The following is a 16,206-nucleotide window of genomic DNA, read 5'->3' on the forward strand; positions in this document are numbered from 1 at the left end:
GCCCCGGCACCCGCCCAGCGTGGGCCGAACGTAGCGTGATGACCATGAGCGAGCGACTGGTGGTCATCGGTGGCGACGCGACGGGGATGTCGGCCGCCTCGCAGGCGCGGCGGATGCGGGACGTGAGCGCGCTGGAGATCGTCGTTTTCGAACGCGGCGGGTTCACCTCCTACTCGGCCTGCGGCATTCCGTACTGGGTCGGCGGCCGAGTCGCCGAGCGCGACGCTCTGGTCGCCCGCACACCCGCGGAACACCGCGCCCGCGATATCGACCTGCGGCTGCACACCCCAGTCACCGAGATCGACCTCGACGCGACCAGAGTGCGCTATCGCGACCGAGAAACCGGCGACCAGGCATGGATGCCCTACGACCACTTGGTGATCGCCACCGGAGCTCGCCCGATCCGCCCACCGCTGCCGGGCATCGACGCTTACGGTGTGCACGGCGTGCAGACCCTCGACGACGGGCAGGCGCTGCTCGAGACGCTGGAGCGGGCGCGTGGCAAGCGCGCCGTCGTGGTCGGTGCGGGCTACATCGGCGTGGAGATGGCGGAAGCGCTGATCCGCCGCGGCTACGACGTCACGATGGTCAACCGCGGTCCCGAGCCGATGTCCACGCTCGACCCGGACATGGGCGCCCTGGTCCGCGACGCCATGTGCGGGATGGGCATCGAGGTGGTCGGCGACGCGGAGGTGTCCGAGCTGCGGACCGGTGACGACGGCCGGATCGCCGCGGTCGTCACCGACACCGCGGAATACCCGGCGGACGTCGTGGTGCTCGGCATCGGCGTGCGCCCGGAGACGGAGCTGGCGCGTGCCGCCGGTCTGCCGCTGGGGCAGCACGGCGGGCTGCGGACCGATCTCGCCATGCGGGTGCGCGGGCACGAGAACATCTGGGCGGGCGGCGATTGCGTCGAGGTGCTGGATCTGGTCTCGGGCCGCGAACGCCACATCCCGCTGGGCACCCACGCCAACAAGCACGGTCAGATCATCGGGGCGAACATCGGCGGGGGATACGCGGTGTTCCCGGGAGTTGTCGGCACGGCGGTGAGCAAGGTGTGCGAGCTGGAGGTGGCCCGAACGGGTCTGCGCGAGAAAGACGCTCGGTCAGCGGGCTTGCAATATGTGACCGTCACCGTCGAATCCACCAATCGCGCGGGTTACTACCCTGACGCGGAGCCGATGACGGTGAAGATGCTCGCCGAGCGTTTCACCGGCCGGCTACTCGGTGTCCAGATCGTGGGACGCGAGGGCGCGGGCAAACGCGTCGACATCGCGGCCGTCGCGCTGACCGCCCGGATGACCGTCGAGCAGATGATGATGCTCGACCTCGGGTACGCGCCACCGTTCTCTCCCGTGTGGGATCCGGTGCTGGTGGCCTCGCGCAAGGCCGTCACCGCCGTCCGCGAACGCGGGTAGGGGCCTCAGGCGCCGAAGAACCCCAGCAGCTCGGTCTTGCCGAACATGACGGCGGCCGCGCGGGCCGACGGGGTGCCCGCGTCCGGGTCGGCGCCCGCCGCGGCGAGCTGTTTCACGATCTCGGTCTCGCCCTTGAAAACCGCCCCCGCCAGCGGGGTTTGGCCTTTGTCGTTGGCGCGGTTCGGATCGGCCGAGCGCTCGAGTAGTGCTGTGACCGCATCGGCGTGCCCGTGGTAGGCGGCGAGCATGAGCAGGGTGTCTCCGGCGTCGTTGGTGAGGTTGACCGGTACGCCCGCGTCCACATAGGTGGCCAAGCTCGCGGCGTCTCCGGCCCGTGCAAAGTCGAACACCTTGGTGGCCAGCTCGAGCAGTTCCGGATCGATCTCGTCAGCGCTCATCCGCTCACTCCTATCATGGGCCGCGCGAGAGTCAGCGCGTGGCCGTGGACTTTCCCAGTTGTTTCCGCACTATGCGCAGATCGGCGACGAAGGCTTCGTAGGCCGCGGTGCGATCGGGCGCGCGCAGCACCGAGGACGGATGCACAGTGGCGATCACGCGGAACTTCTCCGCCTCGACGACCTCGCCGCGGCGTTCGCTGACCTTGAACGAAGGGCCCAGCACCGCCTGGGCGGCGATCGCGCCCAGACACACCACCAAACGCGGACGCAGCAGGCCGAGCTCGGCGTCCAGCCATGCCGAGCAGGCGACCACTTCGGTACGTCCGGGTTGTTTGTGGATTCGCCGCTTGCCGCGCTCGACGAACTTGAAGTGCTTCACCGCGTTCGTCAGGTAGGCCGCGTCGCGGTCGATGCCGACCTCCGCCAGCGCCCGGTCGAGCAAGTGTCCGGCGGGACCGACGAACGGCTGACCCACGACGTCCTCCTGATCGCCGGGCTGTTCACCGATCAGCACCACGTCCGCGTTCTCGGGTCCGGCGCCGAACACCGTCTGCGTGGCGCTGCGGTAGAGATCGCACCCGTGACAGTCACAGGCGGCCTGCCGCAACCGCGCCAGATCCGCGTCCTCGGGTACGAACCTCGCGGCGCCGGGCGCCTTCATCGGACCGAGCCTCCCGCCTCGCCTGGGGCTGCGACCGCCATTCGCCGACCTCCTTCGGCACTCGTGCTGGTGGCGGCTTACCCGTTTGCGGCGTCCTCACGCGACAGGCGCGAAACTCTCAACCACGTGGTGAACGAGCGGACATGGGTCGGTATAGTCGCCGCGGATGAGTAGTGTCACCGCCACCGCCGAAACGCCGATGTCCCAGAACCGTCGACTCGGGCGTGTATTGCGGCTGGCACCGGTTCTCTCGGTCGCCTTCTCCGCGTTCTGCCTCCTGAAACCGGTCTGGCCGTTCGAGAAGATCACCGGCGGGTTCATCGACCTGCAGGTGTATCGACTGGGTGTGGACGCTATGCGGCACGGCGCCGACATGTACGGTCAACTGCCGCAGACCACCATCGGTGCGGGCCTGCCGTTCATCTACCCGCCGTTCGCCGCGCTCGCGCTGGGTCCCTTCGCGATGCTGCCCTGGGACGTGGCGGCACTGAGTTTCTTCGTTTCCTCGGTAGCGGCGCTCGGCCTCACTCTCTATCTGGTCGCCAGGCGGGTATGGCCCGAGGAGTCGCAGCGGCGACTGGCGGTCTGGGCCACCGCGTGCGCGACTCCGTTGGGCCTGCTGCTGGAGCCGATCCACTCCACGTTGGATTTCGGTCAAGTCAACCTGCTGCTGATGGCCCTGGTCGCCGCCGATTGCCTCACCCACAAACCGCGGTGGCCCCGGGGCATGCTGATCGGCATAGCCGCCGCCATCAAGCTGACACCCGCGGCTTTCGTGCTCTACTTCCTGGTCCGCCGGGACTACCGCGCGGCCGCGACCGCGGCGGTCACCGGCGCGGCCGCGACGGCAGCGGGTTTCGCGATCCTGCCGAAGGAGTCCGTCAAGTATTGGTTCGGCGGACTCGGCAACGTCTCCGGGCTGAGCGGCTCCGCGTTCCATACCAACCAGTCGATTCAGGCGATGTTCGCCCGGTTCGAGGTGCCCGAGCCCGCGTTCACCGTGATCTGGCTGGTTCTCGGCGCTCTCCTGCTCGCGCTTGTCGTCACCGCGATGCGCAGGGCTGCCGACCTGCCCGCGCTGGCACTGGCCATCAACGCCGTCTTCACCCTGCTGGTGTCGCCCATCTCCTGGTCGCATCACTGGGTGTGGATCGCGCCCGCCTTGTTCGCCGTCGTGGGCCACGCGACCCGTCTGCCCGGCAGGCGGGCAATCGGTTGGTGGATGACGTTCGCGGCGACGGCGGCGGTGTTCGTCATCGGCCCGCACAACTGGTTGCCCGACGGTGAGCACCGCGAGTCCGCGTGGACGCCTTGGCAGCACTTCATCGGCAACACCTACGTCTGGTTCAGCGTGGTGCTGGTCGTGCTGTTCCTGATCACCAGCAGGAGGTCGGCCCCGCGGCAAGCCGATCAAGCGCACGAGCAGTCCGCCCGCGCCCCGGACCCAGCGACCTCAGCGCTGACCGCGCGCTGAAGCACGGCCGCGTGGCGGTGACATGCCGCCCCTTCACCCCATACCGGGTGCGGACGGTGCGGCGAAAAGGAAGCTCTTCTCCTCGACCCGCGTTTTGATACGCCACTGACCGTCTACACGGACGAACGTGTCCAGGTACCACAGGCCGCACAGCATCATCGTGGGCGGTCCGTCGCCGCCGGACACCACCATCGGGTTGTGGCACATCGTCCGCCCCGTAGCCGTGTCACCGTCGATCGTGATGGACGAGTTGCTGATCAGATGTTGGAACGCCGGGAAGTTCGGCAGGATGGCCGCGAGGAACTGCTTCGTCGCGGCGAGATCGCCCACCGAGCCACCCATGGCCGAGTAGTCGATGTGTGCGTCGGGTGTGAAAACCTCGTCCAGCAGGTCCCACTGCCGAGTGTCGACCGCGTGCGAATACCGCACCATCAGGTCTTCGATCTCGAGTCGATCCGAAATCTCCTGCAACGACAGCATGCCTGCCTCCGATGAGCGTCGATCCCCGGGGTAGATGCCACCAGGATTCGGCGTGCGAGGCAAGGTCCCTGCGGGTTATGCCCGATGCGGCAGAATGTTCAGTACCAGTGTGAGGCCCGCCACGATGCTCACACACGCCACCAGGGTGGTGAACACCGATTGCGTGATCGTGGCGATGCCGGTCGAAAACGCAAGGCACGTGGCTAAAGCGAGCGCGCCGGTTCCCGGTTCCACACCGGCGATGCGGGTTGGTCGGTAATCCGTCATAGCTATGTGATACCCAGCGCGGGCCGTTACGAAACCGTGATAGACAGTCGGTTTTCGCGTCCGGCGTGTTTGCAGGTCATCGAGCCGAACAAGGTCGGTTCGAGTCACGACTGTCACAGCGCGGATTCTTCTGGCCGAGGACGGCATGTGCTCGCCTGCGCCCTTTCCGCGCCGCCTGCCGTCTCTCGAATCTTCTTCTGGGCACGGGGGCAGGCGTACAGTACGTACGTACGGTTTGTTGCAGGTTTTCGGAGGGCATATGTGGGATCCCCAGCAGTACCTCGCGTTCGGCGACCACCGGTCCCGCCCATTCTTCGACCTCGTGGCCAGGGTCACGACGGCCGAGCCCCGGGTGGTGGTCGACTTGGGTTGCGGCCCCGGGCATCTCACCGCGGTCCTCGCGCGGCGCTGGCCCGGCGCGATCGTGCGCGCACTCGACTCCTCCCCGGAGATGGTCGCGGCCGCGCAGGAGCGCGGCATCGATGCGACGCTCGGGGCGGTGCAGGAATGGCGGCCGAGCGCGCAGACCGATGTCGTCGTCTGCAACGCCGTCCTCCACTGGGTGCCCGGGCACTCCGGCCTGCTCGCCGAGTGGATGCGGCAGCTCCCCGCGGGCGCGTTCCTGGCCGTGCAGGTGCCCGGGAACTTCGACGCGGCCTCCCATCGCGCGATCCGTCAAGTGGCCGCACGCGAGGAATGGCGCGACAGCCTCGAACGAGCGGGCATCCTCGATCCGGGTGCGATGCTCGATCCCGCGGGCTACGCGGACGTGCTCGCCGCGGCGGGTGGAGCCGTCGACGCCTGGGAGACGACCTACCTCCAGCGCTTGACCGGGGACGACCCGGTGCTCGAGTGGGTCACCGGCACCGCGCTGCGACCCGTGCGCGATGCGCTCGACGACGCGCAGTGGCGGGAGTTCACCGCGCAACTGGCCCCCCTGCTGCGCAGCGCCTATCCTCGGCGGCCCGACGGCGCCACCTGGCTGCCGTTCCGGCGAGTGTTCGCCGTGGCCCGCAAGCACTAGCGCTCGGTCGCCGGGCGGACAACGGCCGGACAACCAGGTGTCCGCCGCCGGGATTCGGACTGGTCGCCGCGGTGGCCGAGCGGAGGGAGCGGCTGGTGTCGCCGGCCGCTCGCCGAAGTGTCACAGGGGTCGCTCGTGCGCCGTCGCCAACAGCCGGTTGACGCGGCTGCGCAGTTCGCCGGTGACGGCGGGCACACCGATCGACGGGAGTTCAGCGGCCACCTTGGCGGCCAGAACTCGCAGCTTGGTGTTGGTTTCCTGGGATCGCACCCGCAGCATGGTGAATGCTTCGTCGGCATCGAGTCCATAGACCAGCATCACCGCGCCCTTGGCCTGCTCGATCACCGCCCGCGCGGCCACCGGGTCGAGATCGCCCGTCGCCGTGCCGTCGCCGTCGTAGCTCACACCCACGCACTACCCGTCCGTGGCGATCTGACACCGCATTCGCGGCGGAACGATTCGTGCAGCGCATGTCCTCGGCCGCGCAGGAGGGTTGACGCGAGCCGCCGAGATCGCGATACTTCGAACGTCATAGCGATTGCGTATAACTTGTCCTGCGGAAACGCGACGGAGACAGATCAATGACGATCCATACGGCAGTCGAAGCATTTCTCCTGGCTCAGGTGGAGGACCCCGTCCCCGAAGCTCCCCCGAACGCGGACAAAATACTCCAGCTGTTCCGATATTTCACCTGGTTCGTGATTCTCTCCGGCGTAGCCGGCATCACCTACGCGGGAGGGAAATTCGCGTGGGAGAAGTGGAACGGTGGGCCACTCGCCTCGGCGAAGATGGTCGCGGGCGGCATGCTCGGCGGTGTCATCGCCACCAGTGCGGGCACGATCATGAACGCGCTGATCGGTTGAGCCGCACGGCGGGCGTGGTGGAGCCGGACGTGGCCGTGCTTCGTCCGGGCTAGTCGCTGACCTCCAGTTCGACCAATTGAGCTGGTGTGAACGATTTCTCGCGCCGGTCGGTCTCCACGCCGAAGACCGCGACGACGAGGTCGCCGCCCGGCTGGACCACTCCCGCTTGCGTGAGCGTGCCGTAACCGACGACGGATTCGCCGATGTGATCGGCGAGTTCCGCAGCGGGTACTCGAATCGTCCTGCGCATAAGGCACCTCTATCGAGTCTCGGTGTCACGGTCTGCGGTGTCACTCTGGTAGGACTCGATCCTAGTCCGGGAGAACAGACGAAGTATCTCTCTCTTGTCGCCGGCCCCTCGCCCGGTGACCGGATCGCGGCGAACTCCGCCGTCGAAGCGGAATTTCCTGCGTCATAACGATTTACCGACCCCGGCTCGACCGGTTCGTGACCAGGGTGAGCGCGTGAGCGACCTTGGCCTGGAAGTGCGGGCAATCGCGGAAATCCTCAGCCGCGCAGTCGAGAGCGTGGGTGATGGTGTCCAGCGCCGCGGTGGCCTGGGCGATCCGGCGAACGAGCTGGTCGCGGTGCGCGCGCAGCAGATCGCGGCGAGCGGCCCGGTCGGATGCCTCGGCGAACAGGACGGCGAGATCCTCGAGCGACAAACCGACCTGCTTGCCGAGCAGGATCATCGCCACCGTCTCCGCGTCGTCGTCGCGATAACGCCGTCGGCCCGCGCTGTCCCGGCGCGGCGCGAGCAGTCCGACATCCTCCCAGTGCCGCAGCACGTGAGCGGCCAGGCCGAAGCGCGCCGCGAGCTCACCGATCGAGATGTCGCCGCCCGTCATGCTCGCACTCTAGGCGGGGGCGCGGGCGATGAGCCGCGCGTACAGCCCGATCGGATGACGCCGGGGACGCACTGGCTCCCGCCGCACCGTCGCCGCATCGAACGATCGGCGCAATGCGTCGAGAGCCGCGGCCGCGCGCACGAAGCGGAAGTCGTAGATCGCCACGACGCCGCCGGGACGCAGCACGCGCGCCAGCTCCGCGATCGCGCGGTCGGGCTCCGGCCACTCGTGCATGCTCAGGCTCGAGACGATCAGATCGAAACTGTCGTCGGGGTAGGGGAGCGCGCCTACGTCGCCGACCTGCAGCTCGGCCGCGCTTGCCGCCAGTGTCGCCTCGGCGAGATCGATCATGTGCGGTGACAGGTCCACGCCGTGAAGCCGCAGATCCGGTCGGCGATCGCGCACGTGGGCCAGTAACTTTCCCGGCCCGGTCCCGACGTCGAGCACCCACGCGCCCGGTCGCGCTGCCCCGTCGATGTCGGCGGCGATCCGGCGGTACAAACCCCCGAGCAGGCGTGTGGCCCGCTTGTCGTAGCCAAGGCTCTGCTTTTCTCCGAAGGCGGTCATGACTTCCTCTCCTCGTGGTGCGCTCAGCTTGCGAGTTGAGGTCGACCTGAAGTCAAGAGTTGTCTTCGCCGCTGTGGCGGGATCCTGGGCCGGGCACAGTTCGAAGCGGCCGCCGTCAGATCCGATTCGGGGCGACGGCCGCTCGAATAAGGTGGTCAGGGCTGTTTCGGGTACTTCTGGTCCAGCCACTGCGCGAACGTCGGACCGGCGATGATCGCATCGGGCCCAGCCAGGAGAGCGCCACCGGCTTGCAATTGGTGATCCGGGTCGGCGGTGTCGACGATCTCGTGCACACGAGCCGGTTCCCCCCGTCGCGCAGCCACTTCGGCGACGGCCGTGGCGAGCTCGAATTCTTCCGGCCCCGCGATGTCGACCGCCTCGGGCGCGTCCTCGGAAACGGCCAGTTCGGCCAGCCGTTCGGCGACCGTGCGGGCGGCGACGAGCTGAGCCCGGTACTTCGGCACGTATGCGGTGTCACCGCGCGTGGTCCAGTCGAGCATCATTTCGGTGAATTCGTGGAACTGAGCCGCGCGCAGGATTCGCACGGGTACCGGGCCTTCGCGGTAGGCGTTCTCCTGGGCCAGTTTCCCCGCGTAGTGCCCGGCGGTGAAACGATCTATGCCGATTATGGAGACCACAACGATCCGACGGACTCCGGCGGTAGCCGCCGAGTGCTGCACATTCCGCGCAACGGTGCGGAAGAAGTCGGTCACCACCTCGGTTTCGGTGGTCGTCGCGTTGACCGCGTCCACCACGACATGTACGCCGGCCAGCGCCTGGGCCAAACCGTCTCCGGTGTAGACGTCCACGCCTGCCGACCGGCTGATGGCCACGACATCGTGACCTTGGTTCTTCAGCACGTCGATCACGTCCCGGCCGATCCGCCCGCTTGCGCCGATCACTGCGATTCGCATCGCGACCTCCTCTATCTCACTGGTCCGGTGAGTAGACGAAGCGGCCACGTCCGGTGTGACACGACGAGTTCGCGTCACAGCTCCCGCCGCATCGGTCGATCCACGTTGCGGCGGCAACTGCTCGGCTCTGCTTCCCTACGTCGACCCGAGCGCGACTCGGCGGCATGCCCGGCACACCGCGGGCCGCCGGCACTCGGAGGGGGAATTCGAAGGACACGTGCGGCCGGCGTCAACGCGGTGCGGCCGCACAGCAGGTGTCAGATGCACCAGACGACACTTCCGAGGGGGAAGCACAGCACGGCCGAGCCGAACGAGCCGGTTACCGGCGTCGCCGCATCCGACGGCGTCGCTTCGGCGGAAGCGGCGGGAGCCGCGAGGAAGCCGAAGGACAGGGCCATCGCGCTCGCTGCGAAAATTTTGGTGAATTTGGTGGACATTGCGAATCCTTTGACTCGAGTGGAATTTAACTTTGACTCACGAATTTCATCGTTCACCCACAAGGCGGTGAGCGCCAGGCAAAGAAACGTTAAGTTCCCCGGTGTCGCATAACGGCAAGGTCACCACTGGTGCTTTTTTCGGGGCAGCGGCATCGAATTCAGCCGGAAAACATACCGGAAGAATTCCTAAGACCCGGGCAGTGTCCGTATTGCGCAGTTCATGAGCCGCTCGATGATCTTCGCACAATCGAGACCGGATTTTGCGCAGGACAGCGGCGTGCCACATAGGAACCGGCGACGGTCCCCTACGACGGCGCCGCCGGGCCCGCTCAGACGGACAAGTCGGCGGCGGTCTGTAACGGTGATCGTTACGCGGCGAGTCGCCTCCCGGATGCCTCGACTCTTCGATAGGCGCGGTGCCTCGCCCGAGTCTCGCGCGGGTGTGGTGCCTCTACGCTTCCCACTGGAGGTGAGTTCTCGCCGGAATTCGGGCACCAGCGCGACTTTAAACTGAGGCAATGGTGCAGCCAACGCCCTGGCAGTCGAACGAGACTGGGGACAGCCGGTCCACTCAGACGAACGGGGCGAAGAGCAGCGTCGTGCCGGCCAACTTGCGGTCGATTCAGGCCGCGCTGCGCGGCTATTGGGGCTACGTATGGGCCGCGGTCGGCAGCCTCGCCACGCTCATATTGCTGTTCCAGCCGTGGATGACCGCCGCGGGCGCTGACGGCAGGGTCAGCACGAACGCGTTCGGCCGGATGCAGATCACCACCCGGTTCTTGAACGTCTGGTCACAGTCCGCCCCGCCCGCCGCGAAGATCACGGGTTTCTGGGCACTACTGGCCTGTGCGGCTATCACGATTACGATCTTGGTGGTCGTGATCAATCTGCGCCTCCGCATCGATGCGCTCAGTCGGCTGGCGACGCTGTCCACGTTGGCAGCCGCGCTGTTGGTGGTGTTCACCGTGCTGTATGTCAACAGCAAGGGCGGTGAGCTGAAGGCGATGGTCGGACGCCGTTCGGACCTGGGTGGACACATCGGATCGTTGATGAACTGGGCGTTCGGCAACGGCAGACTCGTCGTGCCGGGTGTCGGGCAAGTCGCCTACACGTCCGCGGGTCTCACGCCTTGGGCGCTGCTGGCCGGCGTGACCTCGCTCGGTTCGGCCGTCGCCGCCCTCACCCAGTGGATCCGGAACAGATCGGGCAATCTCTTCCGCCTGTCGTGGCGCATCCAGGTGGTCGCGCCGAAGCGGCCTGCCGATCCCGACGACGCGGCCTGACCGTCGGACGCGGCGGAGTAGACTCGCCCGAATCATTGGATGAGTACGTGGTCCGAGGCGGTATCGCATGGTCGGCACGGAGGTACTCATAGTCGGCGCGGGTCCGGTCGGGCTGACCGCCGCGATCGAGTTGGCCCGGCGCGGTGTCGCCTGCCGAATAGTGGACGCGCTGCCCGAACCGCCCCGATACGCGAAGGCGGTGGGAATCCAGCCGCGAACGTTGGAAGTTTTCGAAGGCCTGGGCGTGTTGCGCCGGATACTCGACGCTTCGATCCAGTTGCACGGCCAGAGGGTGTACGTGAACGGCGACGAGGTGGCCAGGACAGAACTCGCGGTGCCCGCCGACGTGCCCTACGCGTTCATCGGGTTACCGCAATACGTGACCGAGCGAATTCTGCGGGAGCGCTTGGCGGAAACGGGCGTCCGGATCGAACGCGCCACCGAGCTCACGACCTTCCAACAGGACGACAGTGGCGTGCGTGTCGTACTCGCCACGGCGGACGGCGAGCGCACCGTCGACACGCAATTCCTCATCGGGTGCGACGGCGCACACAGCATCGTTCGCAAGACATTGGGCCTGTCGTTCGAGGGCGCGGCGTTCGCCGAGCAGTACATGCTCGGCGATGTCGAACTCGACTGGTCGCTGCCGCACGGCTACGGCATCCGGTCGACGCATCGGACCGAGGGCGTCACCGACGACCTGCTGGTGTGCATATCGCTGCCGGGACGCGGCCGGTATCGCGTGTCGATGCTGGTACCCGACGAACTCGCCATCGCGGCGACGACCGACCGGGATGGGCTCGGGCAACGTTTCGGAAGTGGGCCCGCCCCGCAGCTGCGACATATCCAAGCGGTTCTCGATCGCCTCGCCCCGGAGCCGGTCACCGCGTCGCGCCTGCGATGGTCGTCGGTCTTCCGCATCAGTCACCGGATAGTCGACTCGTATGCGCGCGGAAGAGTTTTCGTCGCAGGCGACGCCGCGCACATTCATCCGCCCACGGGGGCGCAAGGGATGAACACCGGTATCCAGGACGCACACAACCTCGCGTGGAAGCTGGCGCTGGCGGTCAGCGGCGACAGTGCGCCGCAGCTGCCCGCCAGTTACGACGCCGAACGCAGGCCGGTCGGCGAAGAGGTGGTCGGTAGAACCGTGCGCAGCGCCAGGGAGGGCATCGGGGCCGGGGAATCGGATCCGGATCTCGTCATCCGGCGTGAGGCGCAACTGCTGATCGACTACGGCGACAGCCCGATCGTCGTGCGTGCGGCCGACGGTTCGCAGGGCCCGCGAGCAGGAGTTCGCGCCCCTGATGCCACCGGCTTGACCCGCGGCGCGGTCACCTTTCCGATCCGCCTGTTCTCCTTGCTCGGGCGGACCGACCACACGCTCCTTCTCTATGCCGGCGACAGCACCCGGACCGAGATCGGGAGCATGGAGGAGCTTGCCGGGGCGGCACGCCGCAGGGCGCACCGGCAGCTGGATGTGTACCTCATCGCCGCGCCCGGCGCCCAGGTCGACGAGACGCTGTTGCCGGTTGTCCGCGACCGTGACGGCGCCTTCGCGAGGGGCTACGGCGCTACCGACGGAGCCGTCTACGTCGTGCGTCCCGACGGGTATCTCGGCTATGTGGGGCACGGGGCCGCGCCGGTGGATCTGACCAGGTATCTCAGCTCGACTTTTCGCTGACGACCGCCGCGTCCAGTGCGCGCCCGTGCGATCTCTCGCTCTTGCGCAGGACCGACCTGATCGGGTACCCCGGATACAGGAGGTGTTCGATGTCGTCCGCACCCCGGTCCTCGACGCGAACAGAGGAAGTCATCGTGCCGTCGGAACGCGCCCGACTGGCGGGGGTACTGGCTGTCCCACCGGAGCGCACCGCCTTGATCGCCTTCGCGCACGGCAGCGGCAGCGGCAGGCGCAGTCCGCGAAACCGGTTCGTCGCCGAGGTCCTGAACAGGGCGGGGTTCGCGACGATGCTGGTCGACCTGCTGACCGTCGATGAGGAGGGCGACCGCGCTCGCGTCTTCGACATTCCGCTGCTCGCAGGACGCCTTGTCGAGGTGACCCACTGGCTACGGACGCGGCCGGACCTCAGCGGCCTGCCCACCGGATACTTCGGGGCCAGCACCGGCGCGGGCGCCGCGCTGTGGGCGGCGACCGAACCGGGGACCGAGATCGCCGCGGTCGTCTCCCGCGGCGGGCGGCCGGACTTGGCGGGTCCGCGATTGGGATCGGTTCGCGCACCGACGCTGCTCATCGTGGGAGGTGACGACCGGTGGGTACTGGAAGTCAACCGAGAAGCCCAGTTGCGGATGCCCTGTCCGAGTGAACTCGACATCGTCCCTGGCGCGACCCATCTCTTCGAGGAGCCCGGTGCGCTCGGACAAGTCGCCGATCTGGCCACACAGTGGTTCCAGCGCCATCTCACCGTCGTGCGGCACTGAACACCACCGGCAGGTCGTCGGCTCGGGGAACGACGCGGGTGCCGAAGTCCCGGCTGATATCCGCGATCTTCTCGCACAGCCAGCGGGATTCGCTGCGCGGAGCCCATTCCAGGCGCATGTGCCGCACCCGCAGCGGGATCAGCCGGACCTCCGTCGAGCCGCGATCGATGGACACCAGATACAGCGGATGCAGATCGGCGTGGTACCGCTCGTGGCCGCGAATGCCTTCGTAGTCGTCGATGACGTCGCCGCATCCGTAGAGGACCGGTTTGCCGCGGTAGATCTCGATCGGACGCGGATGATGTGCGGAGTGCCCGTGCACCACGTCGATTCCGGCGTCGATCAAGCGATGCGCGAACTGCGTTTCGGTGCGCGCGACCGCATAGCCCCAGTTCGGCCCCCAGTGCACGGAAACGATGCCTATATCGTCGTCGCGCTTGTAGGCGGACACCTCGTTCGCGACTTCCTCGGCCGCCGCGACGCCCGGGGAATAACCCACACGCCACACTCCCGGCCGATGGCGCCGTGCCGACCACACTGCCGGAACCCCGCTCGAGCCGGCGGCGACCGAGACGATCACCGCGCGGCGCCCGTCGCCGAGTTCCACTATGGCGGGGGTGCGCGCGGCCTGCAGGTCGGCACCGGCGCCGGCTCGGCCGATGCCCGCGTTGTCGAGCGCTTCGAGGGTGTCGGCCATCCCGGGGATTCCGAAATCGAGTACGTGATTGTTCGCCAGCGCGCAGACGACCGGTGCGATCACGGTCAACGCGGGCATATTGTCCGGGTGCATCCGGTAGTGGATACCTTTCGCGGGAGCGAACGCACCGTCGGCGGTGATCGAAGTCTCCAAGTTGAGCAACCGCACCTCGGGGTCGATCTGGGCGAGGATGGGCAGCACATCACCCCACAGCTGCCGGAAATCGACCGGGTGGGCGAAGGCGCCGTACGCGCGTTCGGCCAGCTCGACGTAAGTCCGCGCATCGTGGACATATCGTTCGCGCAGCCTCGGATCGCCGGGATGCGGCAGGATCTGGTCCACGCCCCGACCCAGCATGACGTCGCCGCCCAGCAGCACCGTCGTCATATGACCATTGTCGGCCATCGCAGTGCCGATGTGAACGCGGTGGTCGTCGAGTTCCGGCGCACGGTTCGGTCGGGTCAGCGTGGCCGGGCGGCTGACCTGCTCGACATCGAGCGCAGTTGTTGCGGGTCGTCGGCGTAGACGGTGGCGATGATGTTCGCCCGCGCGGCGAGATCACGGGTGAGGTCGCGAATCTCGTCCGAGGCTTCCGGGTCGGCGGCGATCCCGGCCAGCAGATCGCGGGTGTGGATCGCCGTTGCCTGGGCGCAGCGCCGCAGGCGGGCTTTCGCCACGGTATCGAGCGCGGCCGGAGTGAGGTAGCGCTGCACGTGCTCGCCGCGGTCGGTGATCTGGTTGACTACCGATTCGGTCGCCGCGTCGGTGAGCCATCGTTCCGCGTCGGCCGTGATCTCGAAGACGAGATCGTGGTCGCGGATGTCGGTGGGGTTCGCGGAGGTGGTCAACAAGGCCATGCTCGCTCGCCCGATCGCGAGGAACCCGCTCATCGCATGGGCGAGCAGGACATTCGGGCTCGCTGTCGGCAACTGGTGTAGACGTTTCCCGACGACGGTGACCCAGCACGCGAGGTGTTCGGCAGCGGTGTCGATCGACGTCGCAGTCGGCATAGCGCGACCATACGCCGTTACTCCGGCGAGACATACGAAGAAACGCTGAAAGTTCGCCGGGTGTCGCGGATCATCGCCGTGGAGAGGTTGGGGCGCGGCTTGGAGCGCTTGTCGCGCCGCGGCCATGAGGTCGTATGCGCCATGTCCGGAGGGCGTCGCCCCGGCCGCGTCCACGGGGGGATGACATTCACCGCGCCGCTCGGGGGCGGTTAACTGCGATTGTGCTCGCAACCATCGCTCAGAAGGATCGGAGCCGCTGTCGCAAGAGCGCGTTGCACGTGCGTCGGGCACGAGTTCCGTCGGAGGGCGGCATCCGGCCACGCTTGCTGCGCCACGGAAGCGGGCGCGTGACTCCCTGTGGCAATTGGGAAGCCAGATGCTTGCTGCGAAGGCATCCTGCTGAGGCGCGGGGGCGAACGAATCGAAGGGCGAATGCTTCACTTATGACCAGCGCACTTCCCGCTATCCGGGACTCATCCTATGATTTTAAAGAGGATAGTAGTAATCTAAATTACCTACCTGCAGTTTCACTATATGGGATTCGCGCATCGTCGCCTCGATGATTCGAATCTATCCAGCGAGGGAGTGTCGCGTGCTGGAAATCGACCACTTCAGCCACGGGTGGCTGACACCTGTCATCGCCTACATCATGTCGTTCACCGGTTCATTGCTCGGACTCCGATGCATGGCCAGGTCCCGCACTGGTTCCGCGCGCGACGGCTGGCTGCTGGCCGCGGCGGTCGCCATCGGCGGCACCGGAATCTGGGTCATGCACTTCATCGCGATGCTCGGATTCGCCATCGACGGGGCATCGATCCGCTACGAGGTTCCCGTCACGCTGATCAGCGCGCTGATCGCCATCGCGGTGGTGTGGATCGGATTGCGGATCGCCCACCAGCGGTCACTCGGGCCGATGGCGCTGTTCGTCGGCGGAGCGGTCACCGGCTTGGGCGTCGGTGCGATGCACTACTCCGGCATGTACGCGATGAAATCCGACGCGACGATCGGCTACGACGGACGGATCGTCGCATTGTCCATGGTGATCGCCGTGGTCGCCGCGACCGCCGCGTTGTGGTTCACGCTGCACGTTCGTGGCACGCTCGTCACCATCGGCGCGGCGGTGGTGATGGGTGTCGCGGTGTCCGGCATGCACTACACGGGCATGTTCGCGATGCATGTGCACGAAGCGCAACACCTGCATCCGCCGTCCGGCGCCGGCGCGGAGCAGCTGTTGACTCCGCTGATCGTGAGCATCAGCTTGGTGACCGTACTGTTGCTGCTGCATCTGGGCATCACGGAGGTCGAGGACGAGAACGCCTATGTCCCGCGGGGCCGGCACGCCGCCAGTTACTGGCCGACCCGTGACTGAACGGACCCCGTAGCGTCCTCCCGCCGGAACTCGCATCGCACCCGGCTGACGTAA

At 67.2% G+C, this 16,206-nt stretch carries 20 protein-coding genes; 8 read left to right on the forward strand and 12 right to left on the reverse strand.

Features of this window, described 5'->3' with window-relative positions; all coding sequences use genetic code 11:
• Positions 1-44: 44 nt before the first annotated feature.
• Positions 45-1,418 (forward strand): FAD-dependent oxidoreductase, encoded by a 1,374-nt coding sequence (locus K8O92_22550; protein ID UAK30669.1) that lies wholly within the window; start codon positions 45-47, stop codon positions 1,416-1,418.
• A gap of 5 nt (positions 1,419-1,423) precedes the next feature.
• Here the strand turns inward: K8O92_22550 and K8O92_22555 are convergent, their stop codons facing one another.
• Together K8O92_22555 and K8O92_22560 are read right to left on the reverse strand one after the other, a co-directional pair.
• Entirely contained in the window at positions 1,424-1,816 is a 393-nt protein-coding gene (locus K8O92_22555) for an ankyrin repeat domain-containing protein (GenBank protein UAK30670.1), read from the reverse strand.
• 31 nt (positions 1,817-1,847) lie between these two features.
• The gene (locus K8O92_22560; protein UAK30671.1) at positions 1,848-2,477 is read right to left on the reverse strand and encodes a UdgX family uracil-DNA binding protein; all 630 of its coding nucleotides are present in this window, start codon (positions 2,475-2,477) and stop codon (positions 1,848-1,850) included.
• Between the two features lie 166 nt (positions 2,478-2,643).
• On the opposite strand from K8O92_22560, the gene K8O92_22565 reads away from it, so the two are divergent.
• Positions 2,644-3,951, forward strand: a complete 1,308-nt coding sequence (locus tag K8O92_22565; GenBank protein ID UAK30672.1) for a glycosyltransferase 87 family protein — start codon at positions 2,644-2,646, stop codon at positions 3,949-3,951.
• 33 nt (positions 3,952-3,984) lie between these two features.
• Here K8O92_22565 and K8O92_22570 read toward each other — a convergent pair whose 3' ends face one another.
• A complete protein-coding gene (locus K8O92_22570) occupies positions 3,985-4,431 on the reverse strand; it encodes a nuclear transport factor 2 family protein (protein ID UAK30673.1) in 447 nt (148 codons plus the stop codon).
• Between the two features lie 75 nt (positions 4,432-4,506).
• Positions 4,507-4,704 (reverse strand): hypothetical protein, encoded by a 198-nt coding sequence (locus K8O92_22575; GenBank protein ID UAK35880.1) that lies wholly within the window; start codon positions 4,702-4,704, stop codon positions 4,507-4,509.
• A 253-nt stretch (positions 4,705-4,957) separates the two neighbouring features.
• On the opposite strand from K8O92_22575, the gene K8O92_22580 reads away from it, so the two are divergent.
• Positions 4,958-5,722 (forward strand): trans-aconitate 2-methyltransferase, encoded by a 765-nt coding sequence (locus K8O92_22580; GenBank protein UAK30674.1) that lies wholly within the window; start codon positions 4,958-4,960, stop codon positions 5,720-5,722.
• 120 nt (positions 5,723-5,842) lie between these two features.
• Here the strand turns inward: K8O92_22580 and K8O92_22585 are convergent, their stop codons facing one another.
• The gene (locus K8O92_22585; GenBank protein UAK35881.1) at positions 5,843-6,040 is read right to left on the reverse strand and encodes an ANTAR domain-containing protein; all 198 of its coding nucleotides are present in this window, start codon (positions 6,038-6,040) and stop codon (positions 5,843-5,845) included.
• Positions 6,041-6,303: 263 nt separating this feature from the next.
• Between K8O92_22585 and K8O92_22590 the strand changes: the two genes are divergently transcribed.
• Positions 6,304-6,585 carry a hypothetical protein gene (locus K8O92_22590; GenBank protein ID UAK30675.1) on the forward strand — a complete coding sequence of 94 codons (282 nt, stop codon included), beginning with the start codon at positions 6,304-6,306 and terminating at the stop codon, positions 6,583-6,585.
• Between the two features lie 49 nt (positions 6,586-6,634).
• On the opposite strand, the gene K8O92_22595 is transcribed toward K8O92_22590, so the two are convergent.
• The 5 genes from K8O92_22595 to K8O92_22615 form a co-directional block, all read right to left on the reverse strand.
• Positions 6,635-6,835: a hypothetical protein gene (locus K8O92_22595; protein ID UAK30676.1), complete on the reverse strand. Its 201-nt coding sequence runs from the start codon at positions 6,833-6,835 to the stop codon at positions 6,635-6,637.
• Positions 6,836-7,007: 172 nt separating this feature from the next.
• A complete protein-coding gene (locus K8O92_22600) occupies positions 7,008-7,433 on the reverse strand; it encodes a MerR family transcriptional regulator (GenBank protein UAK30677.1) in 426 nt (141 codons plus the stop codon).
• A gap of 9 nt (positions 7,434-7,442) precedes the next feature.
• Positions 7,443-8,000, reverse strand: a complete 558-nt coding sequence (locus tag K8O92_22605) for a class I SAM-dependent methyltransferase (GenBank protein UAK30678.1) — start codon at positions 7,998-8,000, stop codon at positions 7,443-7,445.
• 155 nt (positions 8,001-8,155) lie between these two features.
• Positions 8,156-8,902 carry an NAD(P)H-binding protein gene (locus K8O92_22610; protein UAK35882.1) on the reverse strand — a complete coding sequence of 249 codons (747 nt, stop codon included), beginning with the start codon at positions 8,900-8,902 and terminating at the stop codon, positions 8,156-8,158.
• Positions 8,903-9,171: 269 nt separating this feature from the next.
• Positions 9,172-9,351, reverse strand: coding sequence for a hypothetical protein (locus K8O92_22615; GenBank protein ID UAK30679.1), 180 nt, complete (start codon positions 9,349-9,351; stop codon positions 9,172-9,174).
• A gap of 599 nt (positions 9,352-9,950) precedes the next feature.
• On the opposite strand from K8O92_22615, the gene K8O92_22620 reads away from it, so the two are divergent.
• The 3 genes from K8O92_22620 to K8O92_22630 all read left to right on the forward strand — a co-directional run bounded on the left by K8O92_22620 (position 9,951) and on the right by K8O92_22630 (position 13,076).
• The gene (locus K8O92_22620; protein UAK30680.1) at positions 9,951-10,634 is read left to right on the forward strand and encodes a hypothetical protein; all 684 of its coding nucleotides are present in this window, start codon (positions 9,951-9,953) and stop codon (positions 10,632-10,634) included.
• 67 nt (positions 10,635-10,701) lie between these two features.
• Entirely contained in the window at positions 10,702-12,318 is a 1,617-nt protein-coding gene (locus tag K8O92_22625; GenBank protein ID UAK30681.1) for an FAD-dependent monooxygenase, read from the forward strand.
• A gap of 89 nt (positions 12,319-12,407) precedes the next feature.
• Entirely contained in the window at positions 12,408-13,076 is a 669-nt protein-coding gene (locus K8O92_22630; GenBank protein ID UAK30682.1) for a hypothetical protein, read from the forward strand.
• Here the strand turns inward: K8O92_22630 and K8O92_22635 are convergent.
• On the reverse strand, positions 13,057-14,178 hold the full coding sequence (locus K8O92_22635; GenBank protein UAK30683.1) for a CapA family protein: 1,122 nt from the start codon (positions 14,176-14,178) through the stop codon (positions 13,057-13,059). The genes K8O92_22630 and K8O92_22635 overlap by 20 nt on opposite strands.
• A gap of 56 nt (positions 14,179-14,234) precedes the next feature.
• The gene (locus tag K8O92_22640; protein UAK30684.1) at positions 14,235-14,783 is read right to left on the reverse strand and encodes a hypothetical protein; all 549 of its coding nucleotides are present in this window, start codon (positions 14,781-14,783) and stop codon (positions 14,235-14,237) included.
• A 592-nt stretch (positions 14,784-15,375) separates the two neighbouring features.
• Here K8O92_22640 and K8O92_22645 point away from each other — a divergent pair.
• Positions 15,376-16,152 carry a hypothetical protein gene (locus K8O92_22645; protein UAK30685.1) on the forward strand — a complete coding sequence of 259 codons (777 nt, stop codon included), beginning with the start codon at positions 15,376-15,378 and terminating at the stop codon, positions 16,150-16,152.
• Positions 16,153-16,206 lie beyond the last annotated feature (54 nt).

The organism is Nocardia asteroides (genome assembly GCA_019930625.1).
GTDB lineage: Bacteria > Actinomycetota > Actinomycetes > Mycobacteriales > Mycobacteriaceae > Nocardia > Nocardia sputi.